Annotated in this window: 18 protein-coding genes and 1 pseudogene; 6 read left to right on the plus strand and 13 right to left on the minus strand. The window is 61.4% G+C overall.

The genetic code is table 11. The features are described from left to right. Positions 1–28 precede the first annotated feature (28 nt). Positions 29–337 carry an NIPSNAP family protein gene (locus tag N5A92_RS01590; protein WP_260900067.1) on the minus strand — a complete coding sequence of 103 codons (309 nt, stop codon included), beginning with the start codon at positions 335–337 and terminating at the stop codon, positions 29–31. A gap of 128 nt (positions 338–465) precedes the next feature. Beyond that, complete coding sequence (locus N5A92_RS01595; protein WP_260900068.1) at positions 466–879, minus strand: cupin domain-containing protein; 414 nt, start codon at positions 877–879, stop codon at positions 466–468. A 279-nt stretch (positions 880–1,158) separates the two neighbouring features. On the opposite strand from N5A92_RS01595, the gene N5A92_RS01600 reads away from it, so the two are divergent. Together N5A92_RS01600 and N5A92_RS01605 are read left to right on the plus strand one after the other, a co-directional pair. Then, positions 1,159–2,094 (plus strand): AraC family transcriptional regulator, encoded by a 936-nt coding sequence (locus tag N5A92_RS01600; protein ID WP_260900069.1) that lies wholly within the window; start codon positions 1,159–1,161, stop codon positions 2,092–2,094. Positions 2,095–2,545: 451 nt separating this feature from the next. Further along, the gene (locus N5A92_RS01605; RefSeq protein ID WP_260900070.1) at positions 2,546–3,499 is read left to right on the plus strand and encodes a CAP domain-containing protein; all 954 of its coding nucleotides are present in this window, start codon (positions 2,546–2,548) and stop codon (positions 3,497–3,499) included. Positions 3,500–3,819: 320 nt separating this feature from the next. Here N5A92_RS01605 and N5A92_RS01610 read toward each other — a convergent pair whose 3' ends face one another. From N5A92_RS01610 to N5A92_RS01635, 6 genes are all read right to left on the minus strand, one after another. Then, on the minus strand, positions 3,820–4,275 hold the full coding sequence (locus N5A92_RS01610; RefSeq protein WP_260900071.1) for a DUF1801 domain-containing protein: 456 nt from the start codon (positions 4,273–4,275) through the stop codon (positions 3,820–3,822). 73 nt (positions 4,276–4,348) lie between these two features. Next, on the minus strand, positions 4,349–4,846 hold the full coding sequence (locus tag N5A92_RS01615; protein ID WP_260900072.1) for a DUF1801 domain-containing protein: 498 nt from the start codon (positions 4,844–4,846) through the stop codon (positions 4,349–4,351). Then, positions 4,843–5,067, minus strand: coding sequence for a hypothetical protein (locus tag N5A92_RS01620; protein ID WP_260900073.1), 225 nt, complete (start codon positions 5,065–5,067; stop codon positions 4,843–4,845). Before N5A92_RS01620 ends, N5A92_RS01615 begins: the two co-directional genes overlap by 4 nt. Before the next feature lie 88 nt (positions 5,068–5,155). Beyond that, complete coding sequence (locus N5A92_RS01625; RefSeq protein ID WP_260900074.1) at positions 5,156–5,491, minus strand: VOC family protein; 336 nt, start codon at positions 5,489–5,491, stop codon at positions 5,156–5,158. 72 nt (positions 5,492–5,563) lie between these two features. Beyond that, positions 5,564–5,974 (minus strand): SRPBCC family protein, encoded by a 411-nt coding sequence (locus tag N5A92_RS01630; RefSeq protein ID WP_260900075.1) that lies wholly within the window; start codon positions 5,972–5,974, stop codon positions 5,564–5,566. Continuing rightward, complete coding sequence (locus N5A92_RS01635; protein WP_260900076.1) at positions 5,971–6,294, minus strand: ArsR/SmtB family transcription factor; 324 nt, start codon at positions 6,292–6,294, stop codon at positions 5,971–5,973. The genes N5A92_RS01630 and N5A92_RS01635 overlap by 4 nt, the downstream gene beginning before the upstream one ends. 375 nt (positions 6,295–6,669) lie before the next feature. On the opposite strand from N5A92_RS01635, the gene N5A92_RS01640 reads away from it, so the two are divergent. Further along, on the plus strand, positions 6,670–8,562 hold the full coding sequence (locus tag N5A92_RS01640) for an ABC transporter ATP-binding protein (protein WP_260900077.1): 1,893 nt from the start codon (positions 6,670–6,672) through the stop codon (positions 8,560–8,562). A gap of 234 nt (positions 8,563–8,796) precedes the next feature. On the opposite strand, the gene N5A92_RS01645 is transcribed toward N5A92_RS01640, so the two are convergent. Continuing rightward, positions 8,797–9,714, minus strand: a complete 918-nt coding sequence (locus tag N5A92_RS01645; RefSeq protein ID WP_260900078.1) for an NAD(P)/FAD-dependent oxidoreductase — start codon at positions 9,712–9,714, stop codon at positions 8,797–8,799. Between the two features lie 128 nt (positions 9,715–9,842). On the opposite strand from N5A92_RS01645, the gene N5A92_RS01650 reads away from it, so the two are divergent. Beyond that, on the plus strand, positions 9,843–10,307 hold the full coding sequence (locus N5A92_RS01650) for an Rrf2 family transcriptional regulator (RefSeq protein ID WP_260900079.1): 465 nt from the start codon (positions 9,843–9,845) through the stop codon (positions 10,305–10,307). 52 nt (positions 10,308–10,359) lie between these two features. Here N5A92_RS01650 and N5A92_RS01655 read toward each other — a convergent pair whose 3' ends face one another. After that, complete coding sequence (locus N5A92_RS01655; RefSeq protein WP_260900080.1) at positions 10,360–10,914, minus strand: O-methyltransferase; 555 nt, start codon at positions 10,912–10,914, stop codon at positions 10,360–10,362. 121 nt (positions 10,915–11,035) lie between these two features. Between N5A92_RS01655 and N5A92_RS01660 the strand changes: the two are divergent. Continuing rightward, a pseudogene (locus tag N5A92_RS01660) lies at positions 11,036–11,670 on the plus strand (alpha/beta hydrolase family protein). Between the two features lie 118 nt (positions 11,671–11,788). Then, positions 11,789–12,898, plus strand: a complete 1,110-nt coding sequence (locus N5A92_RS01665) for an NAD(P)/FAD-dependent oxidoreductase (RefSeq protein ID WP_260900081.1) — start codon at positions 11,789–11,791, stop codon at positions 12,896–12,898. 26 nt (positions 12,899–12,924) lie between these two features. Here N5A92_RS01665 and N5A92_RS01670 read toward each other — a convergent pair whose 3' ends face one another. From N5A92_RS01670 to N5A92_RS01680, 3 genes are all read right to left on the minus strand, one after another. Then, on the minus strand, positions 12,925–14,568 hold the full coding sequence (locus tag N5A92_RS01670; RefSeq protein ID WP_260900082.1) for an ABC-F family ATP-binding cassette domain-containing protein: 1,644 nt from the start codon (positions 14,566–14,568) through the stop codon (positions 12,925–12,927). Between the two features lie 116 nt (positions 14,569–14,684). Next, positions 14,685–14,891: a hypothetical protein gene (locus N5A92_RS01675; RefSeq protein WP_260900083.1), complete on the minus strand. Its 207-nt coding sequence runs from the start codon at positions 14,889–14,891 to the stop codon at positions 14,685–14,687. Positions 14,892–14,916: 25 nt separating this feature from the next. Next, a complete protein-coding gene (locus N5A92_RS01680; RefSeq protein ID WP_260900084.1) occupies positions 14,917–16,218 on the minus strand; it encodes a PQQ-dependent sugar dehydrogenase in 1,302 nt (433 codons plus the stop codon). Positions 16,219–16,368: the final 150 nt, after the last annotated feature.

Below are 16,368 nucleotides of genomic sequence, written 5' to 3' on the forward strand. Positions count from 1 at the left end.
GTATTGCGGGAGCCGCGGTGAGTACTTGTTAGTTCGCTGCCCGCAGGATCTCCCATCGGGTCGAGCCGCTGACGAGAAGCGGCTCGATGTCGCGGCCGAACGCCTTATGGTCCTCGCGGTCGGCCAGCTTGTTCCACTGCTCGTCGAGTTCAGCCAGGCTCGCCACCCGGACGTCGACGGTGACGAGGGATTCCTCGGCGCCGATGCTGCCGGTGTAGACGGCATAGTCGGTTTGGCCGACCTCTTTGCCGATTGTCCCCCACCACTGCTTGATGCGGTCAATCAGCTCCTGCTTCTTGCCGAATCTGGCATTGCAGTACCAACGTGCGATGATCATGGTGATGGCTCCCTTCCTTTGTTGGGGTGTTGCCGCTGTCCGCAGGCGGTTCTCCCGCTGGTTCAAGCTGGTTCAAGCTAGGGATCGGTTCGGGGGCGCACCTCATCTCACCCCCGACCGGGCCGAACTCATTGCGTATGCGGAACCATGATCGGTTCGCCGGTGGGGCCTATCTGGAAAACGATGAACCGGGCCCCTTCATCGGCGGAAGCTGTGCGCGCCACCATCGGCTTGTCCGGTAGCTCGTAGAATGCCTCGCCGGCGGAAACCGTCCGCAGTTCCTCTCCCTCGACATCCACGTCGATGGTGCCCTCCGTCACGTAAACGAAGACATGGCCCGGATGGATATGGCGCTCCGTTTCCCACCCTGCTTCCACGTCGAACAGCACGATGTTGGCTTCAGTCCCTTCGACGCCAACCAACTCCGTGTTGAGAACCGGCGTCGTCTTGGCTTCCTGGGCTGTGGCTCCGGTCATGCCGGCGGCGGCTGCACCCATCGCTAAAGCGGCACATGCCGCGAAGCTTGTAAGTTTCATTGTCATGATCCTTCCTCCTCTTGTCCTTCTGCCAGCATTTGGTTCGTCCGTTCGGCGTCCTCACGCGCCGTCGGCAGGATGGCTGGCCAAACAGCTTCAAGACGTAACCGAGATGGCGGAGCGGGTCTTGGCGTTATGGGAAGTCAGGTTTTGCGATTTGCGCACTGGCGCTGGCTGGCGGAACAACGCGAGGCTCGCCTATTCGGGAACTATTTTGGAAAAGGATGCGTCCTGTGTCCCCAAACAACGAGACCGCATAAACACACGAAACTGAAGGGGAAGCAGATGGCCGAGACGCAAGCGAGCGAGCGCGACGACAAAGGCCGGGTCGATGCCAATCCGGCACTGTGGAACAAAACCATTGAGTTGCTTTGCGACGAGCCGGAGCAGATCAGGATCAAGAGCCAATCCTTCACGGATGCCATATTCGCGGACATTACCGCTCCGCCCGTCAGGGTGACGCAGAATGGTTCGGCCGGGGACAATCCCCATCGCTATCATCTTGTTCTTCTTTTCGAGGGACAGGGTACATACCACTGGGCGGGCGGCACCGGTACGCAGGTACCAGGCGATATCGTGCTCATCGACACCGCGGAGCCATCCCAGGTGGTCTCTCCGATACGTTCCCACCTTGTGAGATGGAGCTTTCCCGAGCGGCTTATCGCGCCCTTCCTGCCGCTGCGCGACAACCGTCCCGTTCTGCACATCGCCGCGCGCGAGGGCCTGATTACGGTGCTGACATGCCACATAAAGCAGCTTGCCAACGAGGTAGACCGGCTGGACCCTGCCGTCCAGCAGGGGCTTCTGGCGCATCTGTGCGGTCTTCTGGGGTTGGCCATCGAAGCGGAGAAAACTCCGCGCGCGGAACGCCGCTGCAACTACCGCACCTTTCAGCGTCAGCGGGTTCTAACCTATCTCGAGACCAATCTGAGCGACTGCCATCTGACGGCGCGGCGCGCGGCAAAGGACCTTGGCATGTCGCCGCGCTGGCTGCATGCACTCTTGGAGGACGTCGGGAGCGGGTTTCCGGATCTCGTCGCTCGCCGCCGCCTGGAAAAGAGCCTAGGGCTCCTCAAGAATCCGGCCTCCGATCATCTATCGATCGCGGAGATCGCCTTCCTTTCTGGATTCAACGACCTATCGACCTTCTATCGACGCTTCGGCGAATACTACAACATGACGCCGGGCGAGACGAGACGAATGCAGCGGCAGGCGGCCTGAGGCAGACTGAGCGGTTTCCGAGCGGGACTGGGAGGAGAATAACCAGAATCGCGCAGTGCTGCTGAGGCTCTCTGCGGGCGAAGGTCGCGTTGTGGCTGACGCCAGTGCGCTGCAGCGCGGTTTCAGCAGAACAATTTGGGCGCACATCAAGTTGTATCTCTGAGACAAAGGAGAAACAGCAGCGGCTCAGGAGTCTATCCCAGCATGTCCGGAGCAGCAGCAACTCGAGCAGGTTTGAGTAGCAACGGAGAAGTGATTCCGGAGAGTGAGCATTCGCGTTCTGAAGAGCGATGGTGACCGGCTCTGTCTGATTAATTTGTCGGGCGGAGGCATCGTCGAACAGCGTTGGTGGATGCGCTGCCAGGATATCGAGGCGGCTGTGCGCTAGACGGGCCTGCGTGCAGTCACCGGCCTATATTCTCCCGTACCGCCATCTACGAAGGAAGGATCGATGTTTCCATTCCGCTTTCCGCTGCCGCTGCTCGTGCTTTTCGTGACCCTGTCTGCTGCGGCAACGATGGCCAGGGCGGCGGAGTTGGAGGAACTTCGCGCCCGTGCCCTCTCGCTCGTCAATCAGGCCCGCGAAGCGCACGGCCTCAATTCGCTCGAAGGGAGCGATCTTCTCGATGAGGTGGCGCAGAACCACGCCGAGGACATGCTCGAACGGGATTATTACGCGCACGTGTCGCCGGAGGGCGAAACCGTGCAGGACCGCTTTCGGGACCAAGGTGGCAGCCGCTGGAAACTGGTGGCCGAGAACATCGCCACCTGTAGCGGCTGTCCGACTCCGGCTTCGCTGGAACGGGTTGAGCAGTTCCAGGAGGGCTGGATGGACAGCCCCGAGCACCGCAAGAACATCCTGGCGGAGGGGTTGGAGAGCTTCGGCTTCGGAATAGCCGGGAGCAACGGCACAATCTACGCCGTGCAGACCTTTGCCGGCCCCGGCGAGCCGCCAGGCCTGGCGCCTGATGAGGAGCCGGTCGCTTTGAGTCCGGGCGAGCAGACGCAGGAGGCCGCGCAGGCCGTCAATAGGCTTCGGGAACGCGAGGGTTTAAATCCTGTCGAGCCAAGCAAGGCCCTGAGTGAGGTTGCCAGGCAATTGCTGCCGGAAGACGGGACGGCCGACAGCCTGATCGATCGGCCAGACAGCCTGTTCGACCTCCTGCCGGAGGATCAGGCGGCAAACTGGAGCAGTCTTGACGTCCTCGCCGCCGCCTGCGGTGGTTGTGGAACGCAACCTACCGCCGCCGATATCCGCAGCTTTATCGAGCAGTGGAGCAGTAATCCGCAAAATGATCAGGCCGTGCTCCAACAGGATTTGACCGATATGGGCTTCGCTATGCTCGCAAACGGTGAAGGCCGGAAAGTCGCCGTATCGCTTTTGGGCCAGCGCCGGCCGCGCTGAACTGGCAGGAAGGTGGAGCTCATTGCAAGAGCCACTTTCGCCCGGCCGGTTTGAGCGTTTCGTGGGAAAGCGGTTGGAGCTATCCTCCGGCTCGAACCGTTGGAGCAACCGTCCATGAAACGAAGAGGGATACGGCCGACCTCTACGCAACCTCGTTCCGAGTAGTCGGGTCGAGCTACCTCCGAGGTACGGTGGGATAGCGCGGTGAGCATCAGGAGAAAGCTTCCCGCACGATGCTGGTCGTGCGAGGACAGATTGACCCGATCTGCCATGAGGACTGGCCTCCTCAGAGCGCAGGTTATTGATCCGGTTCACGCTCCTCAAGCGCTCTTTGGTCTCTTCCTAGAGCGGGCGGGGCGAGCGGTAGCCTGAGCCGAGATGTTCAATGCCACGGCGGCACGAATGAGTGCCTTCAACGCCTCTTCGTCGATCTCGTCGCCCTCATGGAAATCAATGGCACGCCTCACATTGCCTTCGAGGCTGGAGTTGAAGAGGCCCGAAGGATCCTCCAACGAGGCGCCCTTGGCGAAGGTCAGCTTCACTTTGTCCTTGTACGTTTCCCCGGTGCAGATGATGCCGGCGTGCTCCCACACCGGAACCCCCAGCATGTTCGACGGTTTTCGCCATTTCACCTCTTCAACCACTTCGGGGTCTGCCTCGTTGATAAGGTCTCGGACCCGGGCGAGTGTCTCACCGCGCCAGTTGCTGAGTTCCCTGATCTTCTCGTCAATCAGCTGAGAGGGAGACTTTTCTTCCAGCGCGCCGCTCTTTTCCATGGTTCCTCGCTTTCGGTTTCTTTTGTTTCCAAGCAGGGCGAACAGGGGCCTGCTAGCGAGGTCCTTGCCCGCGCTACGGAACCCAGCCGGGCAACTCCGATGCCTGCCTGATCCAGCTTGCCACCAACTCCTCGTCGATCTGGTCGCCCTCGTGGATGTGGAAGTAGCGCGCGTTCTTGTCCTTGGACTCGACGGGCGGAGGAGGACTGAGCGACGCGCCGCGGAAGAAGGCCACTTTGATGTACTTCGTGAAGCAATGATAGCTGAGGAACCAGCCTTGGCCCTCGATGCCATAAAACGGCGAGTTCCATTTGACCGCCTTACGCACGTCGGGGACCGTCCGCTCGATGAGCGCGTCGAGGCGACGACCGGCGTCGCTTTTCCAGCCCGGCATGGCCGCGATGTAGGCCTGCACGGGGGCATTGCCGTCACCCTTCGCGATCTGGGGATTGCCGCCTGAAAGGAGGGCAACCTCGCCGGGCTGGGAACTCTGCTCCGCCCTGCGCGGCTCGGTCGGTTTGCCGGCAGCCATCTTGGCGGCCTTCGCCGACTTGTTAGTCTTCCTGGTCATTGCGTTCGCTCCTGTCCGCCGCTCCATTTGGTGACATATGGCAGCACGAACATGTACAGGCCGGTGAGCAAGAGCAAGGCGAGCGGGAGCAACGGCAGGAGATACACCCATTCTGCAGGCTCTTCCCCCAGTCCCAAGGCGCCGAAGATGCCGACGACCAACACCGTGAAGGCGATGGCCAACCACCGGTGGGTTTGCCGTATCCACGTGTTCCAATTCAAAGGGATCTCCTATTCCGATGAGCCGAGAGGGATCGGGTTGCGCAGACGGCGGCGGCCTTCTTTCAGGCGGCCGCACTTGTACCGGTGATCAGGGATCTTGAAGAAGCCCGATGACGTTGTCGTCAGCGTCTTTGACGGTTGCGATCAATCTTCCGCCACCGACATTCTTGGCCTCCTGCTGTATCTGCCCGCCAGCGGCTACCAAAGATTTCAGGCTCTGCTCAATGTCGTCAACGTGATGGTAGGCCGTCATCCCGGTCTCATGACCACTGGGTGCTAACCCGATTTCCTGGTCTCCGACCCGAAACCCGACGTAGTACGCCTGATCCGTATGCGGATTGACGCCCAACAGCTCGCGATAGAGCGTCTTGGCTTGCGCTATGTCCCTGACTGGATAGACGACAGTTTTGATGCCATGACTCATGAAGACCATCTCCTGGTGATTGGCTGTTGTTGACGGCGCATACCGTCCAACTTTGAAATGCGCGGGCAGACTTCAGTCCATGCGCTCCAGGACCTGCTCCAGCGCGGCAAAGAACCGCGGCCATCCGGCTGTGGCGCCCCGGTAGTAGGGCTGCTGGTCCGGCCGGAAGCCCTCCTGCTCCATGCGCAGAATGGTGCCTGAGCTCGTAGGCGTGAGCGTCCAGGTGATGACGCTTCTGAGATCCTTGGTATCCCACGAGTACGACAGCGTCCTGTGCGGCTCGGCCGTCTGGACTTGACCTTCGACAACGCCCCAGTCCGCGCTGAGACTGAAACTGTGCTCCACGACGGGCTTGAAGTCGTTCTTCATGAGCCACTCCTCGATCAGGTGCGGTTGCGTGAGGGCACGCCAGATTTTTTCCGGCGGATGGTGGATCTCCCGTTCGACAACGATGGAGAGAGTTTCGCTCGCAGTATTGGTCATTGGTCCATCCTGTTGAGCAGGTCTTCGAGGTCGTCGAACCGGCCCTCCCAGAACCCGGTCATTTCATTCGTCCAGTCGACCAGCGGCGAAAGCGCGCCGACCTCAGCGCTGTAATGCGTCTGGCGACCTTCGTGGCGGTGGCGCACAAGCCCCGCCCGTTTCAGAACCCCGAGATGCTTTGAGACGGCAGGTTGCGAGACACCGGCCTGAGCCGTCAGCGCCCCGACAGTCTGGTCTCCGTCGCGGCACAGCCGCTCGAAGATGGCTCGTCGCGTCGGATCGGCAAGCGTTCTGAAAAGGACGTCGTGGGGCTGCGGCATCACAATCTATAACTCATTGGCTATGGGTTAAACCCATAACCGCCAAGATATAGGTGAGTCAAGCGGGGACGTGGAGCGGCATAGGAGGTGGAGCTTTGCTCCTAGCGTCTACTACCGGATCGACCTAGTCGCGCTGCGGTTGCCGCAAATGTCATCCGGTGTCGTTCCGCCGAGACGGGTCAACCGTCATCGCACTTCGCGAGGCCAAAAGATTTGGCTCGAGTGATCGGTCTCACCCACCCGTAGAACAGGTTGTATTTTGCGAGACGGCGAGGCATAGTCCACGCTGCATAAGCTTCCGAAATGGGGAGAGTACGATGAAAGCCTTCATGTCCAAGAAGAAAGCCATTCATCCTCAACAGGACATGAAGCGTTATGCATTCACGACTCCGGAAAGTGGCGTCGCAAGGAGACGCGCCCCGTAGCCTACTGAAGAACCGGCTGTCACAGGCAGCCACCCACAACCTGTCGGCTGCAACTCAGCCAGCCCACAGTCCGTCAGCCGCACCAAAGCCTGAAGGTCACGCAGCCCATTCGCGTGCCCGAAAGTTCCTGTCCTACTACAGGCCGCATCTGCCGCTGTTAGCGGCTGATCTTGCGTGCGCGTTTCTGGTTTCAGCAACGGCGCTCTTCCTGCCTCTGTGCGCCAACTACATTACCAAGCGTCTGGTGCAGCTTCCCGACGTGCCGGAGGCGCTTGGTCAGATCTATCTGATGGGCGCAGCCATGCTTGCCCTACTGGCGCTGGAGGTGCTGGGGACCCTCTTTGTCGATTATCAGGGCCATGTCATGGGTGCGAAGATCGAACGCACCCTGCGCAGGGAACTGTTCGAACACTGCCAGAAGCTCGCCTTCAGCTTCTACGATCGCCAGCGCGTCGGGCAGTTGATGAGCCGCATCACCAACGATTCGTTCTGGCTGGGCGAGCTCTTCCATCATGGACCGGAGGATATGGCGATCGCCCTCCTCAAATTTGTGGGCGCGATCCTCATCCTCGCCTATATCGACCTGCCGCTCACGCTGCTTATCCTCGCCTTCACGCCCTTTGCCGTGCTCTTCGCGCTGCACTTCAACCGGCGGATGAACCAGGCGCTCCAGCGCAGCAAGGAGCGGATCGCGGCGGTGAACGAGCGCGTCGAGGATTCGCTCGCTGGCATACGAGTGGTTCAGTCCTTCGCCAATGAGCAGCTCGAAATACGCCGCTTTGAGGAGGAGAATGCTCGCTTCTTCCAAAGCCGCAGGGACGGCTATCGGAGTGAAGCCTTTTTCTCGGTCGGGAACACGACGTCCGCTCAGCTCATCACGATCGCGGTGATCGTCATCGGTGCCATCCGCGTCGTGAAGGCCGAGCTCAGTGTTGCCGACATGCTGACCTTCCTTTTGTGCGTGGCGGTGCTGGTCGATCCCGTCAAGCGCCTGGCAAATTTCGTGCGGCTCTGGCAGGAGGGCTATACGGGCTTCGTGCGGGCTATGGAGATCCTGGAAGTGGAGCCTGAGATCGAAGACCGGCCGAACGCGGTCGATCTTGCCCGCTCCCGTGGCGCGGTTGCATTTCGCGACGTCGGCTTCCGCTATCAGGATGACGGGCCGCATGTCTTCAAAAACCTGACCTTCGACATCGCGCCGGGTGAGTTCGTTGCTCTCGTCGGGGCGTCCGGAGCCGGCAAGAGCACCTTGTGCGCGCTGATCCCCCGCTTCTACGAAGTGCAGGAAGGCGCAATTCTGATCGACGGGATGGATATCCGCGATCTGACGCTCAAATCGCTGCGACAAAACATCGGCGTCGTGCAGCAGGATGTCTATCTGTTTGCTGGCACGGTGGCCGAAAACCTGCGCTATGGCCGGCCCGATGCCACCGATGGAGAGATCGTCGAGGCCGCAAAAGCCGCCAACGCCGACGATTTCATCATGGCGCTGCCCAATGGCTACGACACGGATATCGGGCAGCGCGGCGTAAAACTCTCTGGCGGCCAAAGGCAGCGCCTTACCATTGCACGGGCGTTCCTCAAGGACCCGTCTGTCCTGATCTTCGACGAAGCCACGAGCGCACTCGACAATGAAAGCGAGCGGGCAGTCCAGGCCGCGTTGCTTGATCTCACCGAAGGGCGGACGACCATTGTCATCGCGCACAGGCTCTCCACCGTCCGCAAGGCTGACCGGATCCTGGTCCTGACAGAAGAGGGCATTGCCGAGCAAGGTACCCACGACACTCTCATCTCCGCCGACGGCGCTTATGCGAACCTCTACAAGGCGCAAGCCAGTATCTGACGTGCATGGAAGACATCCGGTTGCGTCTGCGGAACGCGACCGGATGCGCCGCGGTCGAACGCCACGTCTCCGGCCCTAGGCCGGTTATGTTGGTTCGGGGTCAAAGTCATTTCAGAAAGATCACGTTGTCGCAGACGATAGCCGTCTGTCCGTCCGGACCGGAGGCGTGAAGTTTGATGGCGTCGACGTAATAACCGGCCAATCCCGGTCCCTCGGAGCGGGGATATTCCCTGCTCATTTTTGTGCATGCGCCTCATCGCCATAGATCAGCGAGTGATGAGCGCCACCGGCCGCCATGACGCCCGCAGCGGCTGCCAACGTTGCATTCGCCATGGGGCTTGCCGCATCTCCTGCCGCGAAAATCCCGGGCACGGAGGTCTGCTGCCGCCCGTCCACGGCGATGAACGGTCCCGTTGGACCGTTCTTGAAAGCGCAGCCGAGCCGCTCGGCAAGATCGCCGGCAGGTGCTGTCTGAGGTGCCAGGAACAGCCCGGAAAGTTCGACCCTTCTGCCATCGGCAAGGCGGACGGCCTCAAGCGCAGGGCTTGCGCCAAGAAGGTCGGTGACCGGTGCCTGCTCGACCGTGACGCCGCGGGTCGCTAGCGTCGCCTGTTGGTCTGGCGTGGGCGCGAAAGCACCCTGGGTGAACAGCGTTGTCGGTCCCCAGTCCGGTACCAGCATGGCCTGATGGAAGGCCATGTCGCTGCTGGCCAGAACGCCAATGGGACGCTGATCCAGTTCGTAGCCATGGCAATAAGGGCAATGCAGAACGCTGATTCCCCAGCGTTCTTCCAGTCCGGGCAGCGCAGGCAGGGCGTCCCGTACCCCCGTCGCAAGGATGAGGCGCTTGGCCCTCTCCTCCCGGCCATCCGCCAGCGACACGCGGAACCCTTGCTCGATTGCAGCTGCATCCACCGCCTCTCCTTCGAGAGATTCCACCGTCCTATAGTCGGCAAGCTGCCGAGAGGCGGTTGCAATGATTGTCGACGGCGGCTGCCCATCCTGTCCGAGAAACCCATGCGACGACCGCGCGAAGCGGTCGCGGGGCTGCTTAGCGTCCACCAGCAGCACGCGCCGCCGCGCGCGGCCCAGTTGCAACGCTGCGGCCTGCCCGGCGAAACTTCCGCCGATGATGATGATATCGAAATCCATGAGGTGGCTCCAGTTATGCACTTCATTAAGTTGCGTGATATGCCTGCCAACGTCAACTCAGAAAACTTATATTGTTACATGAGTGATGGGCTGATAGACATCTATGTGCACTGAAAGGATCGAAACCGATGCCCCGCGACAGCCGCATGTCCCGCATGCTCCATGTACTGATCCACATGGACCGGCACGTGAAACGTGCCACTTCCGAGGACATCTCGAAGATGCTCGGGACAAATCCTGTCGTGGTGCGCCGAATGATGGCCGGGCTACGAGACAAGGGCTATGTTACATCGGAAAAGGGCCATGGCGGCGGCTGGGAATTGACCTGCGCCTTGGAGGACATCACACTGCTCGAAGTGTACAAGGCCATTGGCGAGCCACCGCTATTCAGCATCGGTCCGCACGCTGATCATCCCGACTGCCTTGTCGAGCAAGCGGTAGACGCGCGCATGGAAAAGACCTTGGGCGAGGCTGAAGCCCTGCTTGTGGCGCGGTTCGGAACGATTACCGTTGCGGAGCTGGCGGAAGATTTCGAGCTCCGTCTAGAGAGCCGTCAGGCTCAAGCCGGTGCGGATGGGGTCTGCGCAGATTAGTAGCGCTTGAGATCACCGTCGACGCAGGTTCCTCTCAGGATCATGCCGGGTGTTATACTTTTCTGTATATGCGCGTGGCGCCGCCTTCCAAGCGGCCGATGGCCGACCAGTGATCTGCGTTCGCGAACTCTGCTTCCAGCTCTCGCTCGGTCGTACCGCCGGCGAGCGCGAGATTGGCGCACACAAGCACCCCCTCCTCTCGCAGCAACGCACGCAATCGCGCGATCAAGGTTCGGTCCGGAGCAAACCCGTCGAAGAAGGCCAAGTCATAGGGGCCGGCCAACCTTGCCATGACGGCGAGAAAATCGCCCTCGTGGACTGTTATGCGAGCGTCGTACCCCGCCTTTCGCACATTTTCCCGGGCAAGCGCGACGTGCCGCGGGTCGCGCTCAATGGTGTCGACCAAGGTCTCGTCGGTCGCCGAGGCGAGGCAGCAGGCGGTGTAGCCGAGCGCCGTGCCGAGTTCGATGGCGCGGCGGCATTCATGAGCGCTTGCCAGAGCAATGAGGCCCGCACCGTCCTCGAACGTATACGCGCCGCACCCATGACGGGCCCGGTGGCTGCGGGTGGCCTCCTGAATGAAATCAAATGCAGTCGCCTCAGCCATTTCCATTCCCGAGATCAAATGTAGAAATTATGTTCCCCTTCGGCACGGCTCAAGTCCCGCAGCGCTCGTCACGGATACCCCAGAATGCACTTCAGGATCATACGCAAGCGAGGACCATCGAATGAACTTCCTCTTTAACGGTTCACGGGATGGGATCGCGTCCGTGCTACTTGCGCACGGAGCCGGAGCGCCGATGGATTCAGCCGCGCTAAATGCAATTGCTGAAGCGCTGGCCGGCGAAGGCTTGCGCGTTGTCCGCTTCGAGTTCGGCTATATGGCCGCCCGCCGTAGCGGCCAACGAAAGCCGCCGCCAAGGGCAGAAAGTCTTGTCCCCGAATATCGCGCCGTCGCCGTTGCGCTTGACGCTCCCGGTCCGCTGATCATCGGCGGGAAATCCATGGGTGGGCGCGTCGCCTCGATGCTGGCGGATCATCTTTACACCGAAGGCAGGATCGCCGGCCTTCTCTGCCTGGCTATCCGTTCCATCCGCCGAGCAAGCCGGAGCAACTCAGGACTGGACATCTGGCCGGCCTCAAGACCCCTGCCCTGATCTGCCAGGGAACGCGCGACCCGTTCGGCACGCGAGGCGAGGTGGCGGACTATGCGCTGTCGGACATGATCGAGTTGTTATGGCTGGAGGACGGCGACCATGATCTGAAGCCACGTAAAAGGTTCTCCGGTTATTCCGCGGATGACCATCTTCGAACGATGGCGCAAGCCGTAAAGCGGTGGACTGGACGTATCATCTCCCGATGACGCCAGGTTCAACATCAGTGTCTGACAAGCGGCTGATGCGATGGATTGACCAACCCTGATAGCCACGCTTCGTATTATATGCGCCATCTCATTGCGATAAGCGCAGGAATGTTTGCCCATGCCTGAACCCCGGCCCGGCACCAGCGCCCCAGCCGCCGTTATCAAGATGCAGATCGTCGTCATCGGCGCCGGTCAGGCGGGTCTCTCGGCCGCCTATCATTTGAAAAGGCGGGGCATGGCCCCACACAAGGAGTTCGTGGTGCTCGACCAATCGCCGGAACCAGGCGGCGCTTGGCAGCATCGCTGGCCTTCACTGACGCTCAGCACCGTCAACCGCATCCATGATCTGCCGGGCATGCCCTTTGCCGAGGCGCTCGATACGACTGCCACGGAAATGCCGGCCAACACTGCCGTGCCGACTTATTTCGCTGCCTACGAGAAGCGGTTCGAGCTTCCGATATATCGACCGGTGACGGTGAAGGTCGTTTGCAAGAGAGACGGCCGTTTCAGGATTGAAACGGATCGGGTCCAGTTCTCCGCGCGCGGGCTCATCAACGCCACGGGGACCTGGGAGAGCCCCTACATTCCCGACGTCCCCGGCCGCGACCGGTTCAAGGGCCGGCAATTGCACACGAAGGACTATAAAACGGCGGAAGAGTTCCGAGGAAAGCACGTCGTCGTCGTAGGGGGCGGCATCTCCGGAATCCAGTTGCTCGACGAGATTTCGCGGGTGACCAGGACCAGTTGGGTCACGCGCAGGCCGCCGGAGTTTCGGCAAGGCCCGTTTGACGCCGAGGCCGGGCGTGCGGCGGTGGCAAAAGTGGAGGACCGAGTGCGCCACGGCCTGCCGCCGGATTCCGTCGTCTCGGTCACCGGGATCCCGTTCACACCCGCCATTGAGGCGATGCAGGCGCGGGGTCTGTTGAACCGGCTGCCCATGTTCAGCGAGATTACCGAGGATGGCGTGCGGTGGCCCGACGGGACCTCACTTCGTGCCGAGGTGATCCTGTGGTGCACCGGCTTTCGCAGCTCACTCGATCATCTGGCGCCGCTGATGCTGCATGGGGAAAGCGGCGGCATCACCATGACCGGACGGCTGGCCACGCAGGCCGCCAAAGACCCACGCGTGCATCTGGTGGGGTACGGCCCATCCGCGTCCACCATCGGCGCCAACCGCGCGGGCGGAGCCGCCGCGCGGGAGCTCATGGAATTCCTCGATCTTGCTTAAGAACGTTGAATATCAGAAGTGATCCCTCAATCCGGCATTTCCTCCCAAAAACTGAATCCGCTAGGGCAATCGCGTCCAGCCGTCGGAGCCTCGAGTGTCAGCCAGCGATCGACGCGGATGTTCTCGAGGAATGCGCGGTCGTGGCTGACGACGATCAAGGCGCCGTCATAGCCGGCAAGGCCCGCCTCCAGCGCCTGGATGGAGTCGAGATCGAGGTGGTTGGTTGGCTCGTCCAGCAAAAGCAGTTCCGGCGGACACGCACCGCCGATGACCGATGCAAGGCCGGCACGCAGAACCTGACCGCTGCTCAACGTTTTGACCGGCTTGAGCGCGGCTTCGGCCCTGAAGAGAAAACGTGCCAGCGCGGCCCGGCAGGTGTTCTCGTCGGCCTCCGGGTTGAGCCTCAGGAAGTTGTCCCGAACCGTCTGTTCGGGGTCAAGCAGGCCCATGGCCTGATCCAGAATGGCATGGCGGACATAGATTCGAGCCTCTCCGGCAACAGGTTGAAGATCGGCGGTCAGTAGCCGTAGAAGTGTCGTCTTCCCTGAACCGTTGGGTCCGGTGATCGCCACATGCTCGGGGCCGACAATGGTGAAGCTGATGTTCCGCAGAAGCGGCTTGTTGCGATCATACCCGCCTGTGAGATCCGTTACCGCGGCGACTGTCTTGCCTTTCGCGAGCCTTGTCGATGACAGCGATACAGAAAGCGCCTTCAGCTTCTCAACTTGGGAGCGCGCCTCCTCGACTTCCTGGGCCGCCGCCTTGCGCATCCGGTTTGCCAGCCGGGACTGGACGCTCGCCGTGCCCTCCGCGCGCTCCTTCTGCGCGTCGAGAAGCGTTTTCGGTGCGTCGCCTTTCCTTCGCTTGCGCCGTCCGGCCGCATCCTTCTTCGCCTTGCGTTCCGCGGCGGCCTGCAACCGTCGGTCTATCTCCGTCACCCTGCGCTCGGCTACCTCAAGTCGGTGTTGCGTGGCTTCCAGTTCCATCGCCTTCCGCGTGCGATAGTGGCTCCAGTTGCCGCCATAAATGTTGGCGCCGATGGTCGTGAGCTCCACGATCTCGTCCATGTGCTCGAGGAGTTCGCGGTCGTGGCTGACGACGATCGCCCCCCGCCGCCATGAAGAAAGCAGGTCGACGACCGCCGCGCGCCCATCGCGGTCCAGATTGTTCGTCGGCTCGTCGAGCAGGATCATATCCGGCTCCTGGAACAGGATGGCGGCTAGCGCCACGCGCGTGCGCTGCCCGCCGCTGAGCTGTTGCAGGCGATGATCCGGCGCAAGGTCTGGCAACCCAACACGCCCCAGCGCATCGTGGAAGCGCGGCAGCAGGGCCCAGTCTGCGTCCGCGATATCCTCCGTCGAGGCCTTACCCGCCTCGATCTGGTCGAGCAATGCAAGCTGCCCTGTCATGCCGAAGCTGTCGGCCAGTGTCTCGCACTCGCCCACCTGGACCTCCTGGCGGAGCATGGCGATACGACCGCTTGCCGAAACGGATCCGCCCGCGGGTGGAAGCTCTCCCGTAATGATCCTCAGAAGCGTGGATTTGCCGACACCGTTGCGGCCGATCAGGGCCGTGCGGCCGCTGGCGAAGGAAAGGTCGAGATTTTCAAAGAGGGTGGTGCCGTCAGGGGTGGACCAGGTCAGGCCCTTCAGTACGATGGAAGCAGACATGCGCATTCTCCAGATGAACCGGGATTTTTTTGGCCGTGGTCATCCGGAATCGCATTGGTTGTCCGCTCCTTCTGCTTTGCGATGGTTTAACAGGTAAGTTTGTGAGTTATGCTTCGTCAACCCAGGTTGGCGCTAAACGAACCGGGACTGTAGCGGGTGGACGGCAGAACCGTCGGTATCGACAGTCGCTCGCCGATCACTTTTGGCTCCTGATGCCTGCAACGGCCGGCGGGCGTGGTTGCGCCAACCGAGATGTACCAGATCGAGATTTCATCCATCAGGCCCTGCTTGAGGTAGCTCACGGCGAGCGTCGGTCCGGCCACGCTGACGTCCTTTGCCGACTCCGCCTTAGGCGCCGGTGACGCGCCAGATGACGTCGCCCACATCGTCCGCCATCAACACCGCGCCGTCGGCCGCAAGCGCCACCCCGACCGGGCGGCCATAGGAATACTTCTCGTCCGCCGACAAGAAATCGGTGAGAACTTCGCGCGGCATTCCCACAGGCTTGCCATTCTCGAAGGCGACGAACGCCAGCTTGTAGCCGGAGAGCTTGGAGCGGTTCCACGACCCGTGCTGGCCGATGGCCATGCCCGCCGGAAAGCCCGGCAGCGTCCCCTCGGGCAGCCAGCAAAGCCCTAGTGAGGCTGTATGCCCGCCCAGCGCATAATCGGGCTGCAGCGCCGAGGCCACTTTGGCGGCGTCCTGCGGCACCCGATCGTCCACCACCCGGTTCCAATAGCAATAGGGCCAGCCATAGAACCCGCCATCGCTCACAGATGTCAAATAATCAGGCGGCGTCTCATCGCCCAGCCCGTCCCGCTCATTGACAACCGTCCAAAGCATCCCTTTCTCGGGCTCCCAGGCCATGCCCACAGGATTGCGCAAGCCGCTGGCAAAAATGCGGGACTGCCCCGATTCCAGGTCATACTCGTGAATGCAGGCGCGGTTTTCTTCCGCCGCCATGCCCTTCTCGCCGATATTACTCAGTGACCCCACAGCCACATAAAGCTTGGTGCCGTCCTTGCTGGCAATGAGATTACGCGTCCAATGCCCGCCGGGCACCAGATCCATCAGCTTTCTGGCCGGCTCGATGATTCGTGTCGCGCCCGCCTCGTAGGGATAGGCCAGAAGCGCGTCGCTGGCCCCGACATAAAGCGTCTCCCCGACAAGCACGATGCCGAAGGGCTGCCGCACATTCTCGATATAGGCGTGACTTTCCTCGGCCACCCCGTCGCCGTCGGCATCGCGCAGCAGCGTCACGCGGTTGGGGCTGTTGCCAGAAGCGCGCGCCCGCTGCATCGTGGCCGACATGGCATGGTCGAACAAAGTGCGTGGATTTCCCGATTCGCCCATCGATTCAGCCACCAGCACATCGCCATTGGGCAGCACATGCATATTGCGCGGATGCACCAGCCCCCGCGCAAAGGCATTGACCTTGAGCCCGGCGGCCGCCGTCGGCTTATGCTCGCCCTCCCAGCCTTTGGCCGTAGGCATCTTCAACGTCGGTACCTTGCCCTGCGGTTTGGCCACCGGAATGACCGGCGCCGTGCCATAGACCGGCTCCAGCGAACCATCTCCCGAATGACGAATGGCAACGGCGCCTCGGCCGACAAGGGCAACAAAGCGGGCGAATAGAGAGGGCTCGGCCATGGGTCGTCTCTAACAATGAGGGAAAAAAGGAGAGACCGAGACGCTAAAGCCTTTGCGCGGCCAGCACTAGAGGGCGGTGCGAAAAAATCACATAAGTGAGGGGACAGTAGTTTGGGGCAGATCTGGGGGCGCAACGTCGATCTTCGCGTC

Origin of the sequence: Chelativorans salis (assembly GCF_025336525.1) — a bacterium.
In the GTDB taxonomy this organism is placed as follows: Bacteria; Pseudomonadota; Alphaproteobacteria; order Rhizobiales; family Rhizobiaceae; genus Chelativorans; species Chelativorans salis.

Coding starts and splice junctions, on each gene's coding strand:
- N5A92_RS01640 (WP_260900077.1), top strand. CDS start 6,670: ATGCATTCACGACTCCGGAAAGTGGCGTCGCAAGGAGACGCGCCCCGT.
- N5A92_RS01605 (WP_260900070.1), top strand. CDS start 2,546: ATGTTTCCATTCCGCTTTCCGCTGCCGCTGCTCGTGCTTTTCGTGACC.
- N5A92_RS01590 (WP_260900067.1), bottom strand. CDS start 337: ATGATCATCGCACGTTGGTACTGCAATGCCAGATTCGGCAAGAAGCAG.
- N5A92_RS01645 (WP_260900078.1), bottom strand. CDS start 9,714: ATGGATTTCGATATCATCATCATCGGCGGAAGTTTCGCCGGGCAGGCC.
- N5A92_RS01655 (WP_260900080.1), bottom strand. CDS start 10,914: ATGGCTGAGGCGACTGCATTTGATTTCATTCAGGAGGCCACCCGCAGC.
- N5A92_RS01680 (WP_260900084.1), bottom strand. CDS start 16,218: ATGGCCGAGCCCTCTCTATTCGCCCGCTTTGTTGCCCTTGTCGGCCGA.
- N5A92_RS01670 (WP_260900082.1), bottom strand. CDS start 14,568: ATGTCTGCTTCCATCGTACTGAAGGGCCTGACCTGGTCCACCCCTGAC.
- N5A92_RS01625 (WP_260900074.1), bottom strand. CDS start 5,491: ATGAGTCATGGCATCAAAACTGTCGTCTATCCAGTCAGGGACATAGCG.
- N5A92_RS01595 (WP_260900068.1), bottom strand. CDS start 879: ATGACAATGAAACTTACAAGCTTCGCGGCATGTGCCGCTTTAGCGATG.
- N5A92_RS01635 (WP_260900076.1), bottom strand. CDS start 6,294: ATGCCGCAGCCCCACGACGTCCTTTTCAGAACGCTTGCCGATCCGACG.
- N5A92_RS01665 (WP_260900081.1), top strand. CDS start 11,789: ATGCCTGAACCCCGGCCCGGCACCAGCGCCCCAGCCGCCGTTATCAAG.
- N5A92_RS01650 (WP_260900079.1), top strand. CDS start 9,843: ATGCCCCGCGACAGCCGCATGTCCCGCATGCTCCATGTACTGATCCAC.
- N5A92_RS01600 (WP_260900069.1), top strand. CDS start 1,159: ATGGCCGAGACGCAAGCGAGCGAGCGCGACGACAAAGGCCGGGTCGAT.
- N5A92_RS01615 (WP_260900072.1), bottom strand. CDS start 4,846: ATGACCAGGAAGACTAACAAGTCGGCGAAGGCCGCCAAGATGGCTGCC.
- N5A92_RS01630 (WP_260900075.1), bottom strand. CDS start 5,974: ATGACCAATACTGCGAGCGAAACTCTCTCCATCGTTGTCGAACGGGAG.
- N5A92_RS01610 (WP_260900071.1), bottom strand. CDS start 4,275: ATGGAAAAGAGCGGCGCGCTGGAAGAAAAGTCTCCCTCTCAGCTGATT.